The organism is uncultured Cellulomonas sp., assembly GCF_963527515.1.
Lineage (GTDB): Bacteria > Actinomycetota > Actinomycetes > Actinomycetales > Cellulomonadaceae > Cellulomonas.
In genome coordinates, this window is the sequence record NZ_CAURTV010000024.1 from 15,488 (window position 1) to 40,220 (window position 24,733).

Sequence of the window (24,733 nt, forward strand, 5' to 3'; positions counted from 1 at the left end):
GCCGCCGGAGCAGCCACATCCTCGGACGTCGCACTGTGTCGATGACAACGTCCGAGGAAGTGCGCGCTGGAGCAGCCACTTCCTCGGACGTTGCGGGTGTGGCTACGAGATCCGCTCGACCACCATGGCCATGCCCTGGCCGCCGCCGACGCACATGGTCTCCAGGCCGAACGTGCCGTCCTGGACCGCGAGGCCGTGCAGGAGCGTGGTGGTCAGGCGGGCGCCGGTGCTGCCGAACGGGTGGCCCACCGCGATCGCGCCCCCGTGCACGTTGAGCTTCTCGTGGTCGATGCCGAGCGCCCGGGCCGAGGGCAGCACCTGTGCGGCGAACGCCTCGTTGAGCTCGACCAGGTCGATGTCGTCGATGGTCAGCCCCGCGCGAGCCAGGGCCATGCGCGAGGCGTCCACCGGTCCGAGCCCCATGATCTCGGGCGACAGGCCGCTCACGCCGGTGGAGACGATCCGGGCCAGCGGCGTCAGGCCGAGCTCGTCGACCACCCGGTCGCTCACGACCACCACCGCGGCGGCGCCGTCGTTGAGGGGGCAGCAGTTGCCGGCCGTCACGGTGCCGTCGGGACGGAACACCGGGTTCAGACCGGCCAGGGACTCGACGGTGACCCCGGGGCGCGGGCCGTCGTCGGCGGACACGACCGTGCCGTCCGCCAGGGTCACGGGGGTGATCTCGTCGGTCCAGAAGCCGTCGGCCAGCGCCTTCTCCGCCCGGTTCTGGGACAGGGCCGCGAACTCGTCCTGCTCGCGGCGGGTGGTGCCGGTGAGGGCCGCGACGTTCTCGGCGGTCTGGCCCATCGCGATGTAGGCGTCGGGGAGCAGGCCGCTCTCGCGCGGGTCGGTCCAGCCGTCGGAGGTCACGGCCCGGGACGCCGTGCGCGCCGTCGCGTCCGCGAACCGCGGGTTCTCCAGCGACACCCCGGGGATGTAGTCGCTGTTCCCGATCGCCGAGCGGCTCACGCACTCGACGCCGGCGGACACGAACACGTCGCCCTCGCCGGCCTTGATCGCGTGGAACGCCATGCGCGTGGTCTGCAGCGACGACGAGCAGTACCGGTTCACGGTGGTCCCGGGCACCGAGTCCAGGCCCAGGAGCACCGCGACGATGCGCGCCATGTTCATGCCCTGCTCGCCGCCGGGCATGCCGCAGCCGAGCAGCAGGTCCTCGACGCGACCGGGGTCGAGCGCGGGCACCTTCGCGAGGGCGGCGCGCACCATGGACGCGGCGAGGTCGTCGGGCCGCACGGAGGCGAGGGAGCCCTTGAACGCGCGGCCGATGGCGGAGCGGGCGGTCGCGACGACGTACGCCTCGGCCATCAGACGAACGCCGCGATGCCGGTGATGGCACGCCCCACGATGAGGTTGTTCATGTCGTGCGTCCCCTCGAACGAGAACACCGCCTCGGCGTCGGCCATGTAGCGCGCGACGCCGTGGTCCAGCTGGATGCCGTTGCCGCCGAGCGTCTCGCGGCACAGCGCCACGGTCTCGCGCATCGATGCCGTCGTGTACGCCTTGGCCAGCGCCGAGTGCTCGTCGCCCTGCCGGTCCTCGTCCAGCAGCTGCGACACGCGCACGCACATCGCCATGCTCGCGGTGATGTTGCCGAGGCACCGGGCGAGCCTGTCCTGGACCAGCTGGAAGGACGCGATCGGCTTGCCGAACTGCTCCCGCGCCAGGGCGTACCGGACGGTGGCCTCGTAGGCGCCGACGGCCACCCCGACGGCCTGCCAGGCGACCTCCGCACGGGTCAGGCGGAGCACGATCGCGACGTCCTTGAACGAGCGGATGTTCGGCAGCCGGTCGGCCTCGTCCACGACCACCCCGTCGAGCAGGATGTCCGCGTTCTGCACAGACCGCAGGGCCTGCTTGCGCTCGATCTTGGTCGCGGTGAACCCGGGGGTGCCACGGCGGACCAGGAAGCCCTTGACCTGGTCGTCGGCGGTGTCCCGCGCCCAGATGACGACGACGTCGGCGAACGTGGCGTTCCCGATCCAGCGCTTGGCGCCGTTGAGCACCCACGTGTCGCCGGTGCGGTGCGCGGTGGTGCGCAGGCCGCGGGCGGTGTCGGAGCCGGACAAGGGCTCGGTGAGGCCGAAGCCGCCGATCACCTCGCCGGCGGCCATGGGCGGGAGCCAGTGCGCGCGCTGCTGCGGCGACCCGCCGACGCCGATCGCGCCCATGGTGAGCCCGTTCTGCACGCCGACGAACGTGGCGAACCCGGGGTCGACCCGAGCGAGCTCGAGCGCCACCCAGCCGCGGTAGAGCGCGCTGTTCTCGAACCGCTTGGTCTCCGGCCACACCGGGCCGAGCAGGCCGAGCCGGCCGACCTCGGGGATGAGGTGCACCGGGAACTCGGCGCGGTCCCAGTAGTCGTCGGCGATCGGCCGCAGGTCGCGCTCCAGGAACTCCCGGATCTCCATGACGTGGGCGTTCTCGTCCGGGGTCAGCAGGTCCTGGAACGAGTAGAAGTCGCTCGTCAGGAGCGCGTGGGAGAGGTCTGCCTGGGTCACGTGAGAGCTCCGCTCGGGGATCGGCACTGATCGTCCTCCCGAGTCTGCATCATTTCCCCAGATGTTGCATACCCCTCGTCGAAGAGTAGGTTGCCGCCATGTCGAACCTCGGCGTCATCGGAGACGGCCTCGGCCGCATCGGCACCCGCGTCGCGCCCTCGTGGCTCTCGCAGCGGCTCGAGGACGGTGAGCACGCCGAGGCGCTCCGGGCGTTCGTCGCGGCGCGCGAGACGTTCATCGAGGGCGCGCGCATCGACATGGGCCGGCTGGCCGCCCGGCTGGGTGTCGACCGGACCTCGCTGTTCCGGTGGGTGGGCAACCGGGACGCGCTGCTGTCCGAGGTCCTGTGGTCGCTCGCCGTCCCGACCCTCGAGCAGGCTGAGTCCGCGACCCGCGGCACGCACGGCGCGGCCCGGGTGGCCGGCGTCCTCACGCACTTCGCGCGCGACCTCATCACCGCCGACTACTTCCGCGGCTTCCTGCAGCGCGAGCCCGCCCGGGCGCTGCGGCTGCTGACCACCAAGGAGAGCGAGATCCAGCGGCGGTACGTCGCGGTCGTCGAGGCGCTCGTCCGCCAGGAGCTGGGCGAGCAGCCGTTCGGTCGTTCGGTGGACGCGCACGACCTGGCCTACCTGCTGGTCCGCATCTCGGAGTCGTTCACCTACGCCGACCTCATCAACGGCGACCGGCCCAGCGCCGAGCGCGCCCGCGCCGCCTTCGAGCTGGTGCTGCGGCCATGACGTACCCGCACCGCGCGCCCTTCGCGACGCGATGGAACGACAACGACGTCTACGGCCACCTCAACAACACCGTCTACTACGAGGCCATGGACACGACGATCAACGTCTGGCTCATGACGTCGGCGGGCCTGGACCCGTCCGCGGGGGAGCCGATCGGGGTCTGCGTGTCGTCGTCGTGCGAGTTCAGGACGTCCGCCAGCTTCCCGGAGCCCCTCGAGGTGGGTCTGCGCGCCGGCCGCCTGGGGACCACCAGCGTCACGTGGGAGCTGGGCATCCTGCGCGCCGGGGAGCTGATCGCGGAGGGCAGGTTCGTGCACGTGTTCGTCGACGACGCGACCCGCCGCCCCGTCCCGATCCCGGCGCGGATCCGATCCGCCATCGAACGTGACCTGGTGCCGTGATCGGGTAGCATACCGACCGGGCGGTATGACGAGGTGCCTCCCGGAGAGGCGGTCGACGATGACCTCACGCATGCCGGACCCACCGGGGCTCGACGTGGCGCGGCTCGAGGCGTTCCTGCGTCGCGAGCACCCGTCCGTGCTGGCCGGCGGCCCGCTGCGTGCCGAGGTCATCGCCGGGGGCCGGAGCAACCTCACCTACCGCGTGGACGGGGGGCGCCGCCCGCTCGTGGTCCGCCGCCCTCCGCTCGGCCACGTGCAGACCACCGCGCACGACATGGCGCGCGAGCACCAGGTGATCTCCGCGCTGCGGGGCTCCCCGGTCCCGGTGCCACCCACGATCGCCCTGGTGGACGACCCGGACGCGGGCACCGGCACGGTGTTCTACGTGATGGAGCTGGTCGAGGGGCGCGTGCTGGTCGACCCCGCCCAGAACGCCGACTACACCCGCGCGCAGCTGCGCACGGTGAGCCTCGAGCTGGCGACGCTGCTGGCCGAGCTGCACGCGATCGACCCGGCGCGTGTCGGCCTCGCGGGCCTCGGGCGGTCCGACGGCTACCTCGACCGGCAGCTGCGTCGCTGGCGGATGCAGCTGGACGGCTCGCGCTCGCGGCCGGTGACCCTCCTGGACGAGCTGCAGGACCGCCTCGCCGAGCGCGTGCCGAGCACCGCGCGCAGCAGCATCGTGCACGGGGACTACCGGCTGGACAACGCGCTCGTCGGTGGGGAGGTCCCGCGCATCACCGCGATCCTCGACTGGGAGATGGCCACGCTCGGGGACTGCGCGGTCGACCTGGGCATGCTCGGCCTCTACTGGCACATCCGTGACATGGGCGGCGCCCAGGGCGTCGCCCCCAGCGCGGTCGACCCGGCCGCCGGGTACCCCGACTTCGACGAGCTGGTGGACGCGTACTGCACCCGCCTGGGCAGCAGCGTCCCGGAGCTGGGCTGGTACCGGGCGTTCGCCGCGTACAAGCTCGCGGTCATCCTCGAGGGGATCCACTACCGGTACCTGGGCGGCGACACCGTGGGTGAGGGGTTCGACCGGATCGGTGGCCTCGTCGCGCCGCTGGCAGACGAGGGTCTGGCGCAGCTGGCCGGGGCACGCTGATGGACTTCGCCCCCGACGCCGTCACCGTCGACCATGTCACCCGTGCGCAGCGCTTCCTCGACGAGCACGTCTACCCGGCCGAGCCGGTCCTCGAGGCCGAGCTGGCCGCCACGCCGACCGGGTGGGGGACGCGCCCGGTGGTCCGCCGTCTGCAGGGGCTGGCCAGCGAGCAGGGCCTGTGGAACCTGTTCCTGCCGAGCGTCCTGACCACCCTGCAGTACGCCCCCGTGGCCGAGCTGACCGGCCGCAGCCCTCGCCTGGCCCCGGTCGCGTTCAATTGTGCCGCCCCGGACACCGGCAACATGGAGCTGCTCGACCGGTTCGGCACGCCCGAGCAGAAGGAGGAGTGGCTCGAGCCGCTCCTGGACGCCGAGATCCGGTCCGCCTTCTGCATGACCGAGCCGGACGTGGCGTCGTCGGACGCCTCCCAGATCGCCACCCGCATCGTGCGCGACGGCGACGAGTACGTCGTCACCGGCCGCAAGTGGTGGGCCACCGGCGCCATGAACCCCGACTGCGCGCTCCTGGTGGTCATGGGTGCCACCGACCCGTCGGCGGAGCGGCACCGCCGGCAGAGCATGGTGCTGGTGCCCCGGGACGCGCCGGGCGTGCGGATCGTGCGGCCGCTGACCGTGTTCGGGTACGACGACCGGGACCACGGCGGGCACGCGGAGATCGTGTTCGAGGACGTGCGCGTGCCGGTGACCAGCATCCTCGCGGGCGAGGGGGAGGGGTTCGCCGTCGCGCAGGCGCGGCTCGGCCCGGGCCGGATCCACCACTGCATGCGCTCCCTCGGCATGGCGGAGCGGGCGATGGACCTCGTCGTGGAGCGTGCGACGTCGCGCACCGCGTTCGGGAAGCGCCTCGCCGACCACGGCGTCGTGCGCGAGTGGGTGGCCGAGTCCCGGCTCCAGATCGAGGCCCTGCGCCTCCTGGTGCTGAAGACCGCCTGGCTCATGGACACGGCCGGCAACCGCGCGGCCATGACCGAGATCCAGGCCATCAAGATCGCGGTCCCGCGGGCCGTGCAGCAGATCCTCGACCGCGCGATCCAGCTGTTCGGCGCGGCCGGCCTGTCCGGCGACCAGCCGTTGGCCGAGATGTTCGCCGCCGCCCGGGCCCTGCGCCTGGCGGACGGTCCGGACGAGGTCCACCTCGCCTCTCTCGGGCGAGCCCAGCTCACGACGAAGGGAAAGTGACATGACTGATCAGGCTCTCGACGGTGCGGGCTACGCCAGCCTGTCCGTCGCGGCGATCCTTGCCGAGACCGCCCACCGCACCCCCGACCGCACGGCGTTCCTCCTGGGCGACCAGGTGATCCGCTACGGGGAGCTGTGGGACCAGACGCGTTCCTATGCCGGTGCCCTGCGCGCCCGCGGCATCGGGCCGGGCGACCGCGTCGCCATGATCGTGCCGAACGTCCCCGACTTCGCCCGCGTCTACTACGGCGTCCTGGCGCTCGGCGCGGTCGTCGTGCCGGTGCACCTGCTGTTCAAGGCCGAGGAGATCGAGTTCGTCCTGCGGGACTCGGGCGCGACGATCCTCGTGGCCGCGGCACCGATGCTCGCCGAGGCGGGACCCGCGGCCGCACGAGCCGGCATCCCGCTGCTCACCCTCCTGGTCCCGGACGGCATGGCGGTGCCGTTCCCGCGCCTTGAGGACGAGGCCGCGGCGGCGGACCCGGTCGCCCGGTACGAGTCCGTGCACCCGACCAGCGCCGCGACCGTCCTCTACACCAGCGGCACCACGGGCCGGCCCAAGGGTGCGGTCGGCTCGCACCTGTCGATCGTCGAGCAGGTCCACGTCGCCCTGATCGACCTGTTCGACATGCGTCGCGACGACGTGGTCTTCGGCGGACTGCCCCTGTTCCACACGTTCGGGCAGGTCTCGGTGATGAACACCGCGTTCCGTCGCGGGGCCGCCGTCATCCTGCTGCCCAAGTTCGACCCGGACCAGGCGCTGGCGCAGATGGTCCACCACGGCGCGACCGTGTTCACGGCGGTCCCGACGATGTACATCGGCCTCATCCAGGCCGCCGCACGCAGCACCGCGCGGCCCCCGCTGCGGTACGGGGTGTCGGGCGGTGCGGCGCTGCCCGTGGCCGTCCTCGAGGCGTTCGCCCGCGAGTTCGGCGCCGAGGTCCACGAGGGGTACGGGCTGACGGAGACGTCCCCCGCGGTCGCGTTCAACCGGGTGGGGGAGCCCATCCGGCCCGGCACCGTCGGGCGCCCGTTGTGGGGCGTCGACATCGAGATCGCGGACGCGCACGTCGACGACCGGGTCGACCTCCTGCCGGCCGGCGAGCTGGGCGAGATCGTCGTCCGGGGGCACGCGCTGTTCAAGGGCTACCTGGGCAACCCCGAGGCGTCCGCCGCCGCGGTGGTGGACGGCTGGTTCCGCACGGGCGACCTGGGCACCAAGGACGCCGACGACATCGTCACGATCGTCGACCGCAAGAAGGACATGATCGTGCGCAACGGCTACAACGTGTACCCGAGCGAGGTCGAGGACGTGATGATGCGCCACCCCGCGGTCGCGTTCGCGGCCGTCTTCGGGCTCCCGGACGAGGCTCGGGGCCAGGAGGTGCACGCCGCGGTGGTGCTCCTCGACGGGCACGAGGCGACGCCCGAGGAGCTCGTGGCGTTCACGCAGGAGCGGGTGGCGGCCTACAAGTTCCCGCGGGTGGTGCACCTGGTCGACGCGCTCCCGCTCGGTGGCAGCGGCAAGGTGCTCAAGCGGGAGCTCGTCGCGCAGCTCTCGTCGGCGCCCGTCCGGGCCTGACACACGGAGGCCCGGCCCCTCGTGGGGACCGGGCCTCCGACGTGCGTGGGCTCAGGCGGTCGGGATGCCGTCCCCCTCGAGCGCCACCGGCTCGCCCGTGAACGGGACGACCTCCCCGTCGGCGGCATCCGTCGTGTAGACGTGGTCGGCGACGTAGTCCTGGACGCCCTGGTCGACGACCGTGACGCCCACGCCCTGGAACGCGGCGTGGCTGTCCGCCGAGAAGCTCAGCGGCACGATGCCGTTCCCGGTCAGCGACCCGGTCTCCAGGGCCTCGAGCACGCCGGCGCGCGTCGGGTCGTCCCCGGCCTGCGCGAGCGCCTGCGCGAACAGGTACCCGACCGACATCCCGAACACGGTGTTCCCGCTGAACGGCGCGCCGTCGTTGTACTCGTCGTTGATCTCCTGGAAGAGGGTCACCCACTCGTCGTCGGGGCTGAACGGGAGGTAGTTCGAGCTGACGAAGCCCTGCAGCAGCAGCGGGGCGACGTCCTCGCCGAGGTAGCCGCCCAGCGTCGGGTAGTCACCGCCCGACGATGACGAGACCCACTGGGCCTGGTACTTCATCTTCGCGGCGGTGCCGAGTGCCAGGGCGGTGAAGCCGTTGACGGTGGCCAGGAAGTTCACCTCGCAGCCGGCGGCCTGCATGGCGCCGATCTGCGCGACGACGTCCTGCACGGACACCGAGTACGTCTGCGTGGAAGCCAGCCCGTCCGCGCCCAGCACGGTCAGCAGGCCCTCGGTGAAGTCGGAGCCGAAGTCGTCGTCCTGACCGAGCACGCAGTAGGTCGTGCCCGGCCAGGTCTCCTGCGCGTAGGTGGCCAGCACCTTGGCCTCCACGACGTAGTCGGCGTTGTACGCGAACGTCCACGGGTACTTCTCCGGCTGGTCCCACTGGGGGCTGCCCGAGGCGACGAACAGGTCCGGCACCTCGTTCTCGTTGAGGTAGTCGACCACGGAGGCGTGCGTCGGGGTGCCCAGGCCGTTGAGCACCGCGAACACCTCGTCCTCCTGCACCAGCTCGCGCACGACGGTCTGCGTGGTGGCGGGGTTGTAGGCGTCGTCCTTGACGACGTACTCGATGCTGCGGCCGTGGATGCCGCCGTTGTCGTTCACGTACTGGAAGTACGCCTGCGTGGCAGCCGAGATGGAGGAATAGCCCGCGGCGGCCGGGCCGGTGAGCGGGGTGTGCGTGCCGATCGTGATCGTGTCGTCCGTGACGCCGGGCGACGCCTCCGGGGTGCTGCAGGCAGTGAGGCCCGTGGCGACGAGGGCCGTGACAGCCACCACCGTGCTCATGGACCGGGCGCGCTGTGACATCGGTGTCACCTCTGTTCTTCGGTAGGGACGAGGACCTTGCGCGGAGCGGGTGCGTCGATCGGACGGGGTGGGTCGTGGGGCCGGCGGCGGCGTCGGAGGGCGCCGTGCAAGCCCTCCGGGGCGAGCGCCATGACCGTGATGAGCAGGAGGCCGAAGACGAGCACCGCGAGGTTGCCGTCGAGGCGCTGGGCGGCGTCGGTGGGCAGCCCGGTGGTCAGCCGGCCGATGAGCCAGGGCAGGAGCACCACGACGGCGGAGCCGAGAGCCGCGCCGAGGATGCTGCCCAGCCCGCCGATCACCACCGCCACCACGAGCAGGAGCGAGAAGCCGACGGTGTACGCGCCCGGGGTGACGGCCTGCGAGGTGTGGCACAGGACCGCGCCGCCCAGCCCCGCGGCCACGGAGCTGGCCGTGAACGCCAGGACCTTGACGCGGCCCGCCGGGATGCCGCTGAGCCGGGCGGCGACCTCGTCGTCGCGGACCGCCTGCATGCGCAGCCCGAACCGCCCGCTGCGCAGCACGGCCAGACCCGTGACCACGACGGCCGCGACGACGACCGCCACCATCGCCTGCCACTGCTCGAGGGCGACCACCCCGCGCAGGGCGTCGGGCACCCCCTCGAACGCGGTCTGCACGCCCTGGTCGCCGCGCAGCACCGTGGACCAGGTCGATGCGGCTGCGGGCAGGGCGACGACGACGGCGAGGGTCAGACCGGCGAGGTACGGACCGGACAGGCGGGCGGCCGCAAGACCGAGCAGCAGCCCGACGACCGCGCTGGCCAGCGCCGCGGCGAGCAGCGCGACGACGAACCGGGCCGGGCCCGTGAGCGGCACCGCGTTGCTGGTCAGGGCGTACCCGTAGCCGCCGACGGCCATGAGTGCGGCGTGCCCCAGCGAGAGCTGCCCGGTGGCGCCCACGAGCACCGTGAGCCCCGCGGTCGCGCACAGGTAGGCCGCGACCAGGGCGAGCTGGTAGTTGCGGAACGGGTCGAGCGCGAAGGTGCCCCCCAGCGCCACGACGGTCCAGCCGGCCGCGAGCACGAGCGTGCGGGCGAGCGGCCGCTGGCCGGGGAGGGGCTGCCGGCGGTTCATGCGAACCTCGCCGTGGCCGCGGCGAACAGGCCGGCGGGTCGCAGCAGGAGCACGAGCACGAGCAGCCCGAGGACCGCCAGCGGCACCAGCCCGGCACCGAGGTAGCCGGTGACCAGGCTCATCGCGACGCCGACCACGACGCCGCCGACCAGCGCGCCGACGGGGGAGTCGAGCCCGCCGACCACGGCGACAGTGAAGCCGAGCACGAACAGCGAGTCGGTGGCGTGCGGGTTGAGCCCGAGGCTGGTCGGCACCAGGAGCAGAGCCGCGAGCGAGCCGACGACGCTGGACAGGACCCAGCCGAGCGTGACGGTCCGCGAGACCCGCACGCCCAGCAGCCGGGACACCTCGGGCGCGAACGCCGCGGCGCGCATCTGCAGGCCGATCGACGTCCGGTGGAACAGGACACCGAGCGCGATCATCACGACGACCGCGGTGACCAGCACGAACAGGTCGTACGGGGACAGCAGCGGCACGCCGCCGACGAGCACCGCGCTGTCGTCGAACGGGACCCGCATCGGCCGGTACTCCGGGCCGAACACGATCCCGAGGCCCGACTGCAGGACCATCACCAGCCCGATCGCCAGGATGACACCGGACAACGGCGACCGCGGCGACGCGAACCGCATCACGCCGCGCTCGACGGCGAACCCGAGGACGCCACCGCAGACCAGCGCGGCGACCAGGCCCAGCCAGTAGCTGCCGGTCAGCGAGGTCACCTCGAAGGCGACGTAGGTGCTGACCACCGCCATCGCGCCCTGCGCGAAGTTGACCACGCGCGCACCGCGCCAGATGAGCACGAGGGCCAGTGCGAACAGGGCGAGCACGGCGCCGCGCGCCAGGCCGGTGCCCAGGAGGAAGACGAGTCGGTCCATCAGAACCCCAGGTAGGCGTGGCGGAGGCGCTCGTCGGCGGCGAGCTGGTGCGCCGGGCGCGACGCCACCACCTGGCCGAGGCCGAGCACGACGCCGTGGTCGGCGACGGACAGTGCGCCGACCACGTTCTGCTCGGCGAGCAGGACGGTGAGGCCGGTGCGGTCGGCCAAGGACCGCAGGACGCCCATGATCTGGGCGACGACGCGGGGAGCCAGGCCGAGGGACGGCTCGTCGAGCAGGAGCACCGTGGGCCGGGCCACCAGCGCCCGGCCGAGCGCGAGCATCTGCCGCTCGCCGCCGGAGAGCTGGTGGCCGTGGTGGTTCCGGCGTCGGGCCAGCGGCTCGAACAGCTCGTAGACCCCGGCGATCGCCTCCCGCCGGTCCGCTCCCCGCCACAGGCCCCCGAGGCGCAGGTTCTCGTCGACGGTCAGCTCGGCGACGACCCCGCGGCCCTCGGGCACGTGTGCGAGCCCGCGCCGGACCCGGTCCTCGACGCTCACCCCGGTGAGGTCCTGGCCCGCGAGGCGGACGTGTCCCGCGGTGAGCGGGACGAGGGCGGACACCGACCGCAGGAGGGTGGTCTTCCCCGCCCCGTTCGCCCCGACGAGCGCGACGATGCTGCCCGCGGGCACATCGAGATCCACGTCCCGCAGCACGGGCGCCCCGCCGTAGCCGACCGTGAGCCCTCGGACCTCGAGGAGCGCGCTCACGACGCCGTCACCTCGATCCCGAGGTAGGCCTCGTCGACCGCGGGGTCCCCGGCGACCTCCTCCGGGGTGCCGGCGGCGATCACGCGGCCGAAGTCGAGCACGACGACGCGGTCGCACACGCTCATGACGAAGTCGACGTGGTGCTCGACCAGCAGCACGGCGCAGCCGGTGGCGGCGGTGTGCCGGACCAGGTCCCCGAGCGCCGCGATGTCGTCGGCCCCGAGCCCGCCGGCCGGCTCGTCGAGCAGCAGCAGCCGCGGCTCGGCGACGAGCGCCCGGGCGAGCGCGACCTTCTTCTGGTCCGGGTAGGAGAGGTCGCCGACGGGTCGATCGGCCTGCGCCGCCAGGCCGAGCTCGGCCAGCCGGCGGTGCGCGTCGGCACCCGGGTCGGGCGCGTCGAGCCGGCCCGCCAGGACGTTCTCGCGGACGGTCAGGCCGCGGAACAGGCCGAGTCCCTGGAGCGTGCGGGCCACGCCGCGCGCAGCGAGCCGGGTCGGGTCGGCCGTGAGCGGGCGCCCGCCGACCGCGATGGTCCCCGCGCTCGGGCGCACCAGCCCGCAGACCGCGTTGAAGAGCGTCGTCTTGCCCGCACCGTTCGGGCCGATGAGTCCGACGACCTCGCCCTCGCGGACGTCGAGCGACACGTCGTCGAGCGCGGCGAGGCCGCCGAACCGCACGCTGAGGCCGCGGACGGTCAGGCGTGCGGCGCCCGTCGGGGGCGGAGCAGTCAGTGCGGACATCGGCACCTCTTCGTGTCGGTGGGGTCGAACGTACAACATAAACCGACCGGACGGTATGTACTGCGGAGCACGGTTGTGTCACGGTCGAGAAGGGTGGTTCAGGAGTGCGGGATGCCGGCGATCATGCCGCCGTCGACCACCAGCTCCGTGCCGGTCGTGTAGGCCGAGGCGTCGGACGCGAGGAACACCACGGTGCCCGCGACGTCCGCGGGGTCCGCCGGCCGGCCGAGCGGGATCGCCGTCGCCGTCGGGTCCAGCCGCGCGGTCATGGGCGTGCGCACGAAGCCGGGGTGCACGGAGTTGACCCGGATGCCGTCGCGGCCCAGCTCCACCGCGAGCGACTTGGTCAGGCCGCGCACGCCGAACTTGGAGGCGACGTAGCCGTGCAGGTGGTCGCCGCCGCGCATGCCCTCGACCGAGGAGATGTTGATGATCGAACCCCGCCGGGCCGCCTTCATCGTCGGCACCACGGCCTGCGCGCCCAGGAACACGCCCGTGAGGTTGACGGCGATCACCGCGTCCCACTTCGCGAGGGGGTAGTGGTCGATCGGTCCCGCGTTGGCGATGCCGGCGTTGTTCACCAGCACGTCGACCGAGCCGAAGGCGGCGAGCGTCTCGTCGACCGTGGCCACCCAGCTCTCCGGCGACGTGACGTCCAGGTGGGTGGCCAGTGCCCGGTCGCCCAGGTCCGCGGCGAGCGCGGCCGCGGCGTCGTCGACCAGGTCCGCGATCACCACGCTCGCCCCCGCGGCATGCAGGGCGCGGGCGAACGCCGAGCCGAGCCCGCCCGCGCCGCCGCTCACGATCGCCACGCGTCCGTCGAGCGCGCTCATGCGACCCGGACCACCAGGCGCCCGGTGGTGCCGCCGTCGGCCAGCCGCTGCACCGCGCCCGGCGCGTCCTCGAACGCGACCACGTCGGTGACGACCGGCCGGATCCGCCCCGCGTCGATCAGCCGGGTGAGCTCGACGTGCGCCGCGTCCACCAGCTCGGGGCGGCGCTGCGCGTACAGGGCCCAGTGCAGCCCCAGCACGCCGTAGTTCTTCACCAGCGCGTGCCCGGCGTTCACGGCCTGGATCGTCCCGCCCGCGAAGCCGACGACCACGATCCGGCCCTCGAAGGCCACGCACCGGGTGGACTGCTCGAAGGCGCTCCCGCCGACCGGGTCGAACACGACGTCGGCCCCGGCGCCCCCGGTCTGGGCCTTGACCTCGGCCACGACGTCCTGGGTCGACCGGTCGACGACGACGTCCGCACCGGCCGTCCGCGCGACCTCCGCCTTGGCCGCGCTGCCGACGACGCCGATCACCCGGGCCCCCGCGGCGGCGCCGAGCTGCACGGCGGCACTGCCGACGCCGCCTGCCGCCGCGTGCACGAGCAGGGTCTCGCCCGGCTGCAGGGCGGCCCGGCGGTGCAGCCCGAACCAGGCTGTCTGGTACCCGATGGTCAGCGCAGCCGCCTCGGTGTCGTCGAGCGCCGCGGGTGCCGGGAAGACCTCCCGCTCCTCGAGCACGGCGAGCTCGGCCAGCACCCCGATGTGGGACCCGACGACGCGGTCGCCCACGGACGCGCGGGTCACGCCGGCACCGACCGCGACCACCTGCCCGCACAGCTCGATGCCGGGGGAGAACGGCAGCGGGGGCCGGACCTGGTACTCGCCGCGGGCGAGCAGCACGTCGGGGAAGTTCACCGCGACGGTGCGGACAGCCACCAGCACCTGCCCCGGTGCAGGCGTCGGGTCCGCGACGTCGGCGAGCTCGAGGACCTCGGCCGGCTCGCCGTGCCGGACCACGTGCCAGGCGCGCACCGCGATCAGGCCCGGATCGCGACGAGGAAGAGGTCCGTCAGCTGCTCCGCGAGGACCACCTTGTCCTCCGCGCCCTCGGGGGAGTACCAGTTCGACAGGTAGTGCACGTCGGAGAAGAAGTGGGCCACGAGCACCGCGCGCGGGACGTCCGTCCGGTAGAGGCCCTCCTCCTGCCCCCGCTCGATCAGCCCGGCGAACACGTCGTGGTACTGCCGGCGGCGGCGCGTGACCTCCTTCTGGCGCGGCTCGGAGAGCATGTGCACGCTCCGGAAGAAGACGGTGCCCTCGGGCAGGAAGTCGATGGACGTCTCGACGACGTCGACGCACACGTCGTGCAGCGTCTGCGCGGTGGGCGCGCCGCGCGCGACGATCTCCTCCAGGTGGCTCGTCTGCAGCGTGAGCATCCGCTCGTAGATCGAGAAGAGGAGGTCGTCCTTGGACTCGAAGTAGTGGTACATCGCGCCCTTGGTGACGCCTGCCGCCTCGACGATCTGCTGCACCGAGGTGTTGGCGTACCCCTGGGTGGAGAACAGGTCGACGGCTGCTCGGGTGACGTCGTCGACGACGCTGGACGTGGCCATGGTGGTGCCTCTCTCGTGACGGTCTAGCCGACGGGGACGGCACTGGCGCCGCCGTCGATGGTGAGCGTATGGCCGGTGATCCACGCGGCGTCGTCGGACAGCAGGAACGCGACCGGGCCCGCGACGTCCTCCGGCTCACCGATGCGGCCCAGCGGGTAGACCGCGGCGAGGGCCGCCTCGCGGTCGCCCTCGTAGAGGGCCTGGGCGAGCCGGGTGCGGACGACGCCAGGGGCGACGGCGTTGACCCGGATCCCAGGTGCGAGCTCCACCGCGAGCTGCTGCGTGAGGTTGAGCAGGGCGGCCTTCGAGACGCCGTAGAACGCGACGCCCGGGCTCGCCGACAGGCCCGCGACGGAGCCTGTGTTGACGATCGAGCGACGCAGCCCCGCCTCGACCGCCGAGCGCGTCCAGTCGAGCGCCGCGACCACGTTGACCTCGAGGATCTTGCGGACCACCGCGCTCTCGATCTCCAGTGCCGGACCGTAGGCGGGATTGATCCCGGCGTTGTTGACCAGGTGATCGAGCCCGCCGAAGCGGTCGCGCACCAGGGCGAAGGCGGCCGCGCGGTGATCCTCGTCGTCGGCCCTGCCCGCCACGCCGACCGCGTGCCCCGGGGCGACGGCGTCGAGACGGGCGACCGCCTGCTCGAGCGACTCCGGCTTGCGTCCGGTGAGCACCACCGTGGCGCCCTCGGTGACCAGGCGTTCCGCCACGGCCAGGCCGATCCCGCGGCTGGCCCCGGTGATCAGGGCGACCCTGCCCTCGAACCTTCGCATGCCCACGCTCCTCAGATACCGACTGTTCGGTATGCCGCCAGAGAGTAGCGCACACCGCGCGTGCTTTATCTGACTCTGCGTCAGATAGGGTGCCGGACATGGATCTCGTCTACAACCTGCTCATCGTCCTGCACCTGCTCGGCTGGGCCATCGTGCTCGGCGGTGCGCTGGTCAACCTGCGGACGCCGAGGATCGCGACCGGCGTGCTGCACGGCATCCTCACCGCCCTGGTCACCGGCATCCTCATGGTCGGCATCGCGTCGGCAGGCATCGCCGGCCACGACCCGAACACGACGAAGGTCGCCGTCAAGCTCGTCGTGGCGCTCGTCGTCGCCGCCCTGGTGATCCTGGGCGTCCGCAAGCCGTCCCGCGTGACCACCGGCTACCTCGGCGCGATCGCCGGTCTGACGGCGCTGAACGTCGCGATCGCCGTCCTCTGGCGCTGATCGCTCGTCGGGGCGTTACTGTCCCCCCGTGAACTCCGTCGGTGACCTCCTGGTCGGGCTCGTCGTGCTGGTCGGCCTGGTCGGGGTCGTCGTCCAGGTGCTGCCCGGCGGGCTGCTGGTTGCCGGCGCGGTCATCGTCTGGGGGGTCGTCACCGGCGGCGTCGCTGGGTGGACCGTCGTGGCGGTCGCGGTCGTCGTCACCGTGCTGGCCGGGATCGGCAAGTACCTGCTGGCCGGCCGGCACCTCAAGCGGGCGGGCGTGCCGCCGTCGACGCTGGTGTGGGGCGGGATCGCCGGCATCGTCGGCTTCTTCGTCATCCCCGTCGTCGGACTGTTCGTCGGCTTCGTGCTCGGGATCTTCGTCGCGGAGTGGGCGCGGGTGCGCGCCCGGCAGCCGGCATGGCGGGCCACCGTCGCCGCGCTGCAGGCCACGGGTCTGACCATCCTGGTCGAGCTCGCGGCGGCGCTCGTCGCCACCGGTGCGTGGCTCACCGCCCTCGCCCTGCGCTGACGACGCGTCCATCGGCGGCACGGGGTTGTCGGTCCCGGCGCCTATCCTGGGGGTGCCATGACGTCGCTCTTCGAGAACCTCTCCCTGCCCGTGCCGGGCGCCTCGGCAGACCCCTCCGCGGACGCCGCCGCCGCTCGTCGCCGGGCCGAGGCGGAGGCCCTGCTGAGGGGCCTCAACCCGCAGCAGCGCGAGGCCGTGCTGCACCAGGGCGGTCCGCTGCTCATCGTCGCGGGCGCCGGCTCCGGCAAGACGCGGGTGCTCACCAACCGCATCGCGTACCTGCTGGCCACGGGTCGCTCGCGCGCGGGCGAGATCATCGCCATCACGTTCACCAACAAGGCTGCCGCGGAGATGCGGGAGCGCGTCGAGAGCCTCGTCGGCCCGGCCGCCGGCCGCATGTGGGTGTCCACGTTCCACTCCGCGTGCGTGCGGATCCTGCGGCGGGAGGCTGCCACCCTGGGACTGCGGTCCAGCTTCTCCATCTACGACTCCGCCGACTCCCAGCGGCTGCTCACGCTCGTCGCGCGGGAGCTGGACCTCGACCCCAAGCGGTACCCGGCGAAGGCTCTCCAGAACAAGATCTCCTCGCTCAAGGACGAGCTGGTGGACCCCGAGACGTTCGCGGCGACCTCCGGCGGGGGCGCGGCCAACGAGTTCGACACCGTGCTGGCGCAGGTCTACACGCGCTACCAGGCCCGGTTGAAGCAGGCGCACGCGCTCGACTTCGACGACCTGATCATGACCACCGTGCACCTGCTGCGGGCGTTCCCCGCGGTGGCTGAGCACTATCGGCGACGCTTCCGGCACGTGCTGGTCGACGAGTACCAGGACACCAACCACGCGCAGTACGCGCTGGTGCGCGAGCTGGTGGGCTCCTCACGCGGGATCGTCGACGACTCCACGGACATGGAGCTGCCGCGCGGCGAGCTCACGGTCGTCGGCGACGCCGACCAGTCCATCTACGCGTTCCGCGGGGCGTCCATCCGGAACATCCTCGAGTTCGAGATCGACTACCCGGACGCGCGCACCATCCTGCTCGAGCAGAACTACCGGTCCACGCAGAACATCCTCTCGGCCGCCAACGCGGTGATCAGCCGCAACCCCGGCCGGGAGAACAAGCGCCTGTGGACCGACTCCGGGGCGGGTGCGCAGATCGTCGCCTACGTCGCGGACACCGAGCACGAGGAGGCGCGGTTCGTCGCGGAGGAGATCGACCGGCTGGGTGACTCCGAAGGGGTGCGGCCGGGGGACGTGGCCGTCTTCTACCGGGCCAACGCGCAGTCGCGGGCGCTGGAGGAGGTGCTGATCCGCGTCGGGCTGCCGTACAAGGTGGTCGGCGGCACGCGGTTCTACGAGCGCAAGGAGATCAAGGACGCGGTCGCCTACCTGCGCGCCATCGCCAACCCCGACGACGACGTCAACCTGCGGCGCATCCTCAACGTCCCGAAGCGCGGGCTGGGGGACCGGTCGGAGGCGATGGTCGCGTCGTTCGCGGAGCGCGAGCGGATCTCGTTCGGCGCCGCCCTCGACCTGCTCGACGAGGTCCCCGGCCTCGGCACCCGCGCGATCACGGGCCTGACGGCGTTCGCCGGGATGATGACTGACCTGCGCACGCTCGCGGGCTCGGGTGCCGGCCCGGCCGAGGTGCTCGGCGCGGTGCTCGACCGGTCCGGGTACCTGGCAGAGCTGCGCGCCAGCGACGACCCGCAGGACGCCTCCCGGGTGGAGAACCTGGCCGAGCTGCACGCCGTGGCCTCCGAGTTCGAGCAGAGCGACCCCGAAGGGGACCTGGCCGACTTCCTGGAGCGCGTGTCCCTGGTGGCCGACTCCGACCAGATCCCCGACGGGGACGGCGGGGACGACGCGTCCACGCCGGACCCGGGCGTGATCACCCTCATGACCCTGCACACCGCGAAGGGCCTGGAGTTCCCGGTCGTGTTCCTCACGGGCATGGAGGACGGCACGTTCCCGCACCTGCGGTCGCTGTCCGACTCCCAGCAGCTGGAGGAGGAGCGCCGGCTCGCCTACGTCGGGCTGACCCGCGCCCGGGAGCGGCTGTACATCTCACGGGCCGCGGTCCGTACGGCCTGGGGCGTGCCCAACGAGTTCCCGCCGAGCCGATTCCTCGACGACCTCCCGGACGAGCTCATCGACTGGCGCCGCCGCGAGTCGTCCACGTCGCAGCTGCGCGGCGGGTGGGGCTCCGGCTACGGCTCCTCGGGGAGCGGCGGAGGTGGGTACCGGACGTCGTCGGCACCGCGCACCGAGCAGCGTCCCGCCCTGCCCTCGACCGGCGCCACGTTCGGCTCGGCCAAGCCGCGACCCGACTCCGCCATCCCCCAGCTGGCCATCGGGGACCGGGTCACGCACGACTCCTACGGTCTCGGCACGGTGATCGGGCTCGAGGGCGCCGGCCCCAACGCGGTGGCCAAGGTCGACTTCGGGACCGACGGCACCAAGCGGCTGCTGCTGCGGTTCTCCCCGGTCACCAAGCTCTGACCTCAGCCCACCGGCACGTCCGCCCACGTCGCGGCGACGGACTCGCGCACGGCCTCGGTGCGCACCCCGAGCGAGCTGAGCACCCGGTGGGCCGTCGTGTCGTCGAGGCGCGCGACCGCGAGCAGCAGGTGACCGGTGTCGATCCGCCGGTGCTTGTAGCGCAGCGCCTCCCGCAGGGAGACCTCCAGCAGCTTCTTGGCGGCGGTGTCGAACGGCAGGTGGCCCCTCGGCGAGCGCGGCGGCTCCGCGTCGAGCGCGCCCTGGCCGAACGCGGACTCGACCTGCGCGCGCACGGCGTCGAGGTCGATCCCCACCCCGGCCAGCGCGTCGGCGTCGATCGCGTCCCGCGGCAGCGCACGGACGGCGGCGAGCAGGTCGGCGCGACCGACCCCGAGCCGGTCCAGCGCCCGGGCGGCGACGGTGTCGGGCGTGCGGACCGTGCCGAGCAGCACGTGCTCGGTCCCGATCCGGTCGACCCCGAGCCTGCGGGCCTCCTCCTGGGCACCGACGACCGCCTCGCGGGCGTCCTTGGCGAACTTCTCGAACATCAGCCGACCCTCTTCCCGTGCTTCTTGTGGACCGCCTGCCGCGACACGCCCAGGGCGTCGGCCACCTGCTGCCAGGACCAGCCGAGGCGGCGGGCGCGCTCGACGTGCAGGGCCTCCAGCCGGTCGGCCAGGGCCCGGAGCGCCCGGACGGCCCGGAGGCCCTCGGCGGGCTCGGCAGCACTCGCGGCTGCGGTCATCAGCTCATCGGACATACCGTCAACCTACGTTGACACTCGCGCAGTCGTCAACCCACATTGACACGCGAGACGCGCAACGTCCGAGCAGAGATAGGTCGGGACCCACCCCTGCTCGGACGTCCCGCGGGCTGGGCTGCACCGTCCGAGCAGGAGGAGGTCAGGGGCTACCTCTGCTCGGACGTCCGGGGAGGGGGTCGAGGGCGACCGTGGACCTGGTGCGGACGCTACGGGAGGGGGTGGGGGAGCAGGTGGGGGCGGGCGACGTCGCGGTTGTCGATGACGACCGTGGCGCGGGACGCGGGCCGGCAGGCGGCCAGGTACCGGCGCTGGCCCTCCACGTAGCGGGCGTTCGCGGGGTGCGTCGGGTCGGGCGGGCAGCCGTCCCGGACCGCCATGCGCGCGAACGTCTCGGTGAAGTCGACGTCGAGGTACACGGAGAAGTCCCACCAGGCGGCCAGCTCGTCGCGGTGCAGGAAGATGCCGTCGACGACGAGCACGGTGCGGTCGGTGCCCGACTCGCGCGGCAGGTGCAGCTCGGCGTCGGTGGCCACGTCGCGCACCGCGGGGCGGTACCGGCGGGACCCGCCCGGTGCGAACGGCTCCAGCACCTGCGTGCGGAACGCGTCGTAGTCGTAGGAGTCGGCCCAGAAGCCCTCGGGCGAGTGCCGACCCTGGCGGTAGCGCTCGTCGCGCGGGCGGTGGAACCCGTCGACCGACACGCGCACGACGTCGCGGCCCTCCCGCCGCAGCGCGGTGGCGAGCTCGTCGGCGAACGTGGTCTTGCCGGCGCCGTCCATGCCGTCGACACCGACGAGCACCGGCCGTCCGAGGGTGCGCGGGTCCGCGACGCACGACGCCACCTCACGCACCACGGCGAGGCGTGCGACGGACGCGGTGGGCGCCGTGTCGGACGGGGCGCTCACCGCGGCGGGCCGTCTCGGTCGGCGGTGCGAGGCAGTGCCGCGACGTCCGTCACCGGGTCCATGCCGGGAACGTAGCGGAATGCCGGGTATGCCGGGAAGGGTTCCGGGAGGGGTTGCGGGGAACGTGTGAAGAACCGGGGTCGCGCACGCCACATCTCTCGATGTGAAGATACCTCCGACCGGCCGCTACCATCGACCGGGGCGTTTCGGCCGTACCGAGCCGTCGATCGCCGGTGATGAGAGGACCCAGACCAGGTGGACCTGTTCGAGTACCAGGCACGTGACATCTTCGAGAAGCACGGCGTTCCCGTGCTCGGCGGCGTCGTCGCCACCACCCCGGAGGAGGCCCGCGCCGGCGCGGAGCAGCTCCTGGACGGTCAGCCCGGCGTGGTGGTCGTCAAGGCGCAGGTCAAGGTCGGCGGCCGCGGCAAGGCCGGCGGCGTCAAGCTGGCCCGGTCCGCGGACGACGCGGCCGAGAAGGCGACCGAGATCCTCGGCATGGACATCAAGGGCCACACGGTCCACCGCGTGATGATCGCCGCGGGCGCCAAGATCGCCACCGAGTTCTACTTCTCCCTCCTGCTGGACCGCGCCGAGCGCCGCTACCTGGCCATGTGCTCGGTCGAGGGCGGCATGGACATCGAGCAGCTCGCGGTGGAGCGTCCCGACGCCCTCGCCAAGGTGGCGGTCGACCCGCGCACCGGCATCGACCAGGCCAAGGCCGACGAGATCGTCCGCGCCGCCGGGTTCGACGCCGAGATCGCCCCCAAGGTCGCCGCGGTGCTGCAGACGCTCTGGACGGTCTACCGCAGCGAGGACGCCACGCTGGTCGAGGTGAACCCGCTGGTCCTCACCGAGGACGGCGAGATCGTCGCGCTCGACGGCAAGGTCACGCTCGACGAGAACGCGGCCTTCCGGCACCCGGAGCACGCCGAGCTCGAGGACGCCGCCGCGGCGGACCCGCTCGAGGCGCGCGCCAAGGAGAAGGACCTCAACTACGTCAAGCTCGACGGCGAGGTCGGGATCATCGGCAACGGCGCGGGGCTCGTCATGAGCACGCTGGACGTGGTCGCGTACGCCGGCGAGGCGCACGGCGGCGTGAAGCCGGCCAACTTCCTGGACATCGGCGGCGGCGCCAGCGCCGAGGTCATGGCCGCGGGACTCGACATCATCCTCACGGACCCGCAGGTCAAGGCCGTGTTCGTCAACGTCTTCGGCGGCATCACGGCGTGCGACGCCGTCGCCAACGGCATCGTGGCGGCCCTGGAGATCCTCGGCGACGAGGCCTCCAAGCCCCTGGTCGTCCGCCTGGACGGCAACAACGTGCTCGAGGGCCGACGGATCCTCGCCGAGGCCGGTCACCCGCTCGTGACGATCGCGGACACGATGGACGGCGGCGCCGACAAGGCGGCCGAGCTCGCCCACGCCGCGGCCTGAACCCCCAGACGAGAGAGAAGCAGACACTCACATGGCGATCTTCCTGACCGAGGCATCCAAGGTCATCGTCCAGGGCATGACGGGTTCCGAGGGCCAGAAGCACACGACCCGCATGCTCGCGTCCGGCACGTCCGTCGTCGGCGGGGTGAACCCCCGCAAGGCAGGGACGTCCGTCTCGTTCGGTGACACGGACGTCCCCGTCTTCGGCACCGTGGCCGAGGCCATGGACGCCACCGGCGCCGACGTGTCGGTCGTCTTCGTCCCCCCGGCGCACACCAAGGCGGCCGTGATCGAGGCGATCGACGCCGGCATCCCGCTCGTCGTCATCATCACCGAGGGCGTCCCGGTGGCGGACACCGCGGAGTTCTTCGCGCTCGCGCTGGAGAAGAACGTGCGGCTCATCGGCCCCAACTGCCCCGGCCTGATCAGCCCTGGGAAGTCCAACGTCGGCATCATCCCGGCGGACATCACGGGCCCGGGCCGCATCGGCCTGGTGTCCAAGTCGGGCACGCTGACGTACCAGATGATGTACGAGCTGCGGGACCTCGGGTTCTCCACGGCCATCGGCATCGGTGGCGACCCGATCATCGGGACCACGCACATCGACGCCCTCGCGGCGTTCGAGGCGGACCCCGACACCGAGGTCATCGTGATGATCGGCGAGATCGGCGGCGACGCCGAGGAGCGCGCGGCGGCGTACATCGCCGAGCACGTCACCAAGCCGGTCGTCGGCTACGTCGCGGGGTTCACGGCTCCCGAGGGCAAGACCATGGGCCACGCCGGCGCCATCGTGTCGGGCTCGTCGGGCACCGCCCAGGCGAAGAAGGAGGCCCTCGAGGCCGCGGGCGTCAAGGTCGGCAAGACGCCGTCCGAGACGGCCGTCCTCGCGCGCCAGCTGCTCAGCTGACCCTGCACCTCCTCTCGACCCCGGTGAGCCCGCGCTCACCGGGGTCGAGGTGTCTCAGCCGACATCCGACGCGCCGGGCGGGGTTCGCCGCAGCGGCGAGCGCGGCGGCGACCATGGCACGGTGAGCGCCACCGGCCCCCGCACGGGGGGCACCCCCGTCGTCGACCGTCGTCGCCGCCGCACGCTCGTCGACCAGCCGGCCCCGACGTTCTTCACCAGCGCGCTCGACGGCGCCCCGCGCTGGGTGGCGGGGATCCTGTCCGCGCTCCAGGCGGCGCTGCTGTCGTTCCTCGTCCTCGCGCTGCCCGCGGTCGCGGCCTACGTGGCGACGTCGGCGGACCCGTCCAACAGCGGCGTCGGCTGGTTCCGGTCGGTGGGCGTCGGTGCGTCCCTGTGGCTGCTCGGGCACGGCGTCCCGGCACACGTGGGCCCGGTCGTCGTGACCCTCGTGCCGCTCGGGGTCACGGCGCTGGCGCTCTTCGCGTGCTACGCGTCGGCGCGCCGCTCCGGGCTGGCCACCCGGTCGTCCTACGCGGCCGGCGTCGCCACGTACGCCGTGGTCACGGTGCTGCTGGCCCTGTTCTCCGGTGTGCCGGGCGCCGGACTGGTCCGGGCGCTGGCCGGTGGCCTGGCCGTCTCCGCGGTGGGGCTGGGTGCCGGGCTGCTGGCGCGCCCCGAGGCGCCCTCGCTGCGGGCCGTGACACGACCCGCCTGGTCGCGGCTCCCGGCACCGGCGCGCACGGGGATCGCCGGTGGGGTCCTGGCGTCGGCGGCCCTCGTCCTCGTCGCCGCGCTCGTGACCGCGCTGTGGGTGCTCGCCGGGAGCTCGACGATCGGGGACGTCGTGCGCGGGCTGGGGCTGGACGCGGTGGGCGGCGTCGTGCTCGCCGTCGCCGAGCTGACCTACCTGCCGAACCTCGTCGTGTGGGCGCTCGCGTGGCTGACGGGCGCGGGCTTCTCGGTGGGTGCGGGGACGCACTTCGCCCCCGACGACGTGGTCGGGGGTGCGCTGCCCGCCGTCCCGATGCTGGGGGCGCTGCCGTCCTCCGACGTGGCGGGGCCGGGTACCAGCCTGGTCCCGCTGCTCCTGGTCGCGGTGGGCTGCCTCGTGGGCCTCTACGTCCACCGCAGGCTCGTGTCCCAGCGCTGGTGGGACCGCATTGTCGCGTGCGCGACGGCCGGGACCACGGCCGCCGTCGTCGTCATGCTGCTGGTGACCGCGGCCAGCGGGAGCGCGGGGCCGGACCGGTTGGCGGACGTCGGGGCGCAGGGGGGGATCGTCGGGCTGCTGGCCGGAGCCGGCGTGCTCGTCGGGGCGCTGCTGGTGGCCCTGCCCGGCGACGCGCTGCTCCGCGGGCAGATCGGCCGGACGCTGCGGCGCGAGCAGGACTGACGAGCGTCAGGACCCGTCGCGCAGCGTCGTGGTGAGGCGTTCGACGTGCTGCTCGTACTGCAGCTCGCACGCGCTGGTCGCTGTCACCGTCAGCGCGCCCTCGAGGCACTCCTGACGCTCGAGCACGGCGGGCCACTGCAGCGCGATCCCGCCGAGGAAGAGCGTCCACAGGAGCGCGACGACCCCGCCGACGGCGAGCAGGGGCACGAGCCCGCGCGTCCGGGCGCGGGTGGCGACGACGAGCGCACGGAGGCCGACGACCACCGCGGGGACGGCGAACAGGAAGGCGGCGGCCTGCCAGGGCAGCGGCAGGGTGGCCACGAGCACGGAGCTCAGGACGAGCACGCCGAACAGGCGCGTGAGGCCGAACGCGCTCTCGCTGCCCTCCGGGTCCGGCGGCTGCCGCTCGGGCGCGACCGGGGC

Annotated in this window: 26 protein-coding genes; 11 read left to right on the forward strand and 15 right to left on the reverse strand. The window is 73.0% G+C overall.

Annotated elements, in window-relative coordinates; all coding sequences use genetic code 11:
* Positions 1–102: 102 nt before the first annotated feature.
* Together RYN42_RS08420 and RYN42_RS08425 are read right to left on the reverse strand one after the other, a co-directional pair.
* Positions 103–1,326, reverse strand: a complete 1,224-nt coding sequence (locus RYN42_RS08420) for an acetyl-CoA C-acetyltransferase (RefSeq protein WP_315095317.1) — start codon at positions 1,324–1,326, stop codon at positions 103–105.
* A complete protein-coding gene (locus tag RYN42_RS08425; RefSeq protein WP_315095318.1) occupies positions 1,326–2,519 on the reverse strand; it encodes an acyl-CoA dehydrogenase family protein in 1,194 nt (397 codons plus the stop codon). The genes RYN42_RS08420 and RYN42_RS08425 overlap by 1 nt, the downstream gene beginning before the upstream one ends.
* 98 nt (positions 2,520–2,617) lie before the next feature.
* Here RYN42_RS08425 and RYN42_RS08430 point away from each other — a divergent pair, with 98 nt between their 5' ends.
* The 5 genes from RYN42_RS08430 (at position 2,618) to RYN42_RS08450 (ending at position 7,549) form a co-directional block, all read left to right on the forward strand.
* Positions 2,618–3,259, forward strand: coding sequence for a QsdR family transcriptional regulator (locus tag RYN42_RS08430; protein ID WP_315095319.1), 642 nt, complete (start codon positions 2,618–2,620; stop codon positions 3,257–3,259).
* The gene (locus RYN42_RS08435; protein WP_315095320.1) at positions 3,256–3,660 is read left to right on the forward strand and encodes a thioesterase family protein; all 405 of its coding nucleotides are present in this window, start codon (positions 3,256–3,258) and stop codon (positions 3,658–3,660) included. Before RYN42_RS08430 ends, RYN42_RS08435 begins: the two co-directional genes overlap by 4 nt.
* 70 nt (positions 3,661–3,730) lie before the next feature.
* Positions 3,731–4,768, forward strand: a complete 1,038-nt coding sequence (locus RYN42_RS08440) for a phosphotransferase family protein (protein ID WP_315095321.1) — start codon at positions 3,731–3,733, stop codon at positions 4,766–4,768.
* Positions 4,768–5,967: an acyl-CoA dehydrogenase family protein gene (locus RYN42_RS08445; protein ID WP_315095322.1), complete on the forward strand. Its 1,200-nt coding sequence runs from the start codon at positions 4,768–4,770 to the stop codon at positions 5,965–5,967. The genes RYN42_RS08440 and RYN42_RS08445 overlap by 1 nt, the downstream gene beginning before the upstream one ends.
* Position 5,968: 1 nt before the next feature.
* On the forward strand, positions 5,969–7,549 hold the full coding sequence (locus RYN42_RS08450) for an AMP-binding protein (protein WP_315095323.1): 1,581 nt from the start codon (positions 5,969–5,971) through the stop codon (positions 7,547–7,549).
* A 51-nt stretch (positions 7,550–7,600) separates the two neighbouring features.
* Here RYN42_RS08450 and RYN42_RS08455 read toward each other — a convergent pair whose 3' ends face one another.
* The 9 genes from RYN42_RS08455 to RYN42_RS08495 form a co-directional block, all read right to left on the reverse strand.
* Positions 7,601–8,869, reverse strand: coding sequence for an ABC transporter substrate-binding protein (locus RYN42_RS08455; RefSeq protein WP_315095324.1), 1,269 nt, complete (start codon positions 8,867–8,869; stop codon positions 7,601–7,603).
* Positions 8,870–8,874: 5 nt separating this feature from the next.
* Positions 8,875–9,960 (reverse strand): branched-chain amino acid ABC transporter permease, encoded by a 1,086-nt coding sequence (locus RYN42_RS08460; RefSeq protein WP_315095325.1) that lies wholly within the window; start codon positions 9,958–9,960, stop codon positions 8,875–8,877.
* Positions 9,957–10,835, reverse strand: a complete 879-nt coding sequence (locus tag RYN42_RS08465) for a branched-chain amino acid ABC transporter permease (protein ID WP_315095326.1) — start codon at positions 10,833–10,835, stop codon at positions 9,957–9,959. The genes RYN42_RS08460 and RYN42_RS08465 overlap by 4 nt, the downstream gene beginning before the upstream one ends.
* Positions 10,835–11,545, reverse strand: coding sequence for an ABC transporter ATP-binding protein (locus RYN42_RS08470; protein WP_315095327.1), 711 nt, complete (start codon positions 11,543–11,545; stop codon positions 10,835–10,837). Before RYN42_RS08470 ends, RYN42_RS08465 begins: the two co-directional genes overlap by 1 nt.
* Positions 11,542–12,285, reverse strand: coding sequence for an ABC transporter ATP-binding protein (locus RYN42_RS08475; RefSeq protein WP_315095328.1), 744 nt, complete (start codon positions 12,283–12,285; stop codon positions 11,542–11,544). Before RYN42_RS08475 ends, RYN42_RS08470 begins: the two co-directional genes overlap by 4 nt.
* 98 nt (positions 12,286–12,383) lie before the next feature.
* Complete coding sequence (locus tag RYN42_RS08480; protein ID WP_315095329.1) at positions 12,384–13,118, reverse strand: glucose 1-dehydrogenase; 735 nt, start codon at positions 13,116–13,118, stop codon at positions 12,384–12,386.
* A complete protein-coding gene (locus RYN42_RS08485) occupies positions 13,115–14,092 on the reverse strand; it encodes an NADPH:quinone oxidoreductase family protein (protein WP_315095330.1) in 978 nt (325 codons plus the stop codon). The genes RYN42_RS08480 and RYN42_RS08485 overlap by 4 nt, the downstream gene beginning before the upstream one ends.
* 5 nt (positions 14,093–14,097) lie before the next feature.
* Entirely contained in the window at positions 14,098–14,673 is a 576-nt protein-coding gene (locus RYN42_RS08490; protein WP_315095331.1) for a TetR/AcrR family transcriptional regulator, read from the reverse strand.
* Between the two features lie 23 nt (positions 14,674–14,696).
* A complete protein-coding gene (locus tag RYN42_RS08495) occupies positions 14,697–15,449 on the reverse strand; it encodes an SDR family oxidoreductase (protein WP_315095332.1) in 753 nt (250 codons plus the stop codon).
* Between the two features lie 98 nt (positions 15,450–15,547).
* On the opposite strand from RYN42_RS08495, the gene RYN42_RS08500 reads away from it, so the two are divergent.
* From RYN42_RS08500 to pcrA, 3 genes are read left to right on the forward strand one after another with little or no spacing between them, the layout of a single operon-like run.
* The gene (locus RYN42_RS08500) at positions 15,548–15,895 is read left to right on the forward strand and encodes a hypothetical protein (RefSeq protein WP_315095333.1); all 348 of its coding nucleotides are present in this window, start codon (positions 15,548–15,550) and stop codon (positions 15,893–15,895) included.
* 28 nt (positions 15,896–15,923) lie between these two features.
* Positions 15,924–16,406, forward strand: coding sequence for a DUF456 domain-containing protein (locus RYN42_RS08505; RefSeq protein WP_315095334.1), 483 nt, complete (start codon positions 15,924–15,926; stop codon positions 16,404–16,406).
* A gap of 57 nt (positions 16,407–16,463) precedes the next feature.
* The gene (pcrA, locus tag RYN42_RS08510; protein ID WP_315095335.1) at positions 16,464–18,905 is read left to right on the forward strand and encodes a DNA helicase PcrA; all 2,442 of its coding nucleotides are present in this window, start codon (positions 16,464–16,466) and stop codon (positions 18,903–18,905) included.
* A gap of 2 nt (positions 18,906–18,907) precedes the next feature.
* Here the strand turns inward: pcrA and RYN42_RS08515 are convergent, their stop codons facing one another.
* From RYN42_RS08515 to RYN42_RS08525, 3 genes are all read right to left on the reverse strand, one after another.
* Positions 18,908–19,453: a Clp protease N-terminal domain-containing protein gene (locus RYN42_RS08515; RefSeq protein WP_315095336.1), complete on the reverse strand. Its 546-nt coding sequence runs from the start codon at positions 19,451–19,453 to the stop codon at positions 18,908–18,910.
* Positions 19,453–19,665 (reverse strand): RNA polymerase subunit sigma-70, encoded by a 213-nt coding sequence (locus RYN42_RS08520; protein WP_315095337.1) that lies wholly within the window; start codon positions 19,663–19,665, stop codon positions 19,453–19,455. Before RYN42_RS08520 ends, RYN42_RS08515 begins: the two co-directional genes overlap by 1 nt.
* Positions 19,666–19,874: 209 nt before the next feature.
* Entirely contained in the window at positions 19,875–20,573 is a 699-nt protein-coding gene (locus RYN42_RS08525; RefSeq protein WP_315095338.1) for an AAA family ATPase, read from the reverse strand.
* Positions 20,574–20,828: 255 nt separating this feature from the next.
* Here RYN42_RS08525 and sucC point away from each other — a divergent pair, with 255 nt between their 5' ends.
* The 3 genes from sucC (at position 20,829) to RYN42_RS08540 (ending at position 24,310) form a co-directional block, all read left to right on the forward strand.
* A complete protein-coding gene (gene sucC / locus RYN42_RS08530; RefSeq protein ID WP_315095339.1) occupies positions 20,829–22,010 on the forward strand; it encodes an ADP-forming succinate--CoA ligase subunit beta in 1,182 nt (393 codons plus the stop codon).
* 31 nt (positions 22,011–22,041) lie between these two features.
* Positions 22,042–22,917: a succinate--CoA ligase subunit alpha gene (gene sucD / locus RYN42_RS08535; RefSeq protein WP_315095340.1), complete on the forward strand. Its 876-nt coding sequence runs from the start codon at positions 22,042–22,044 to the stop codon at positions 22,915–22,917.
* A gap of 121 nt (positions 22,918–23,038) precedes the next feature.
* Complete coding sequence (locus RYN42_RS08540; RefSeq protein ID WP_315095341.1) at positions 23,039–24,310, forward strand: DUF6350 family protein; 1,272 nt, start codon at positions 23,039–23,041, stop codon at positions 24,308–24,310.
* 6 nt (positions 24,311–24,316) lie between these two features.
* On the opposite strand, the gene RYN42_RS08545 is transcribed toward RYN42_RS08540, so the two are convergent.
* A partial coding sequence (locus RYN42_RS08545) for a hypothetical protein (protein ID WP_315095342.1) occupies positions 24,317–24,733 on the reverse strand: 417 nt, incomplete at its 5' end.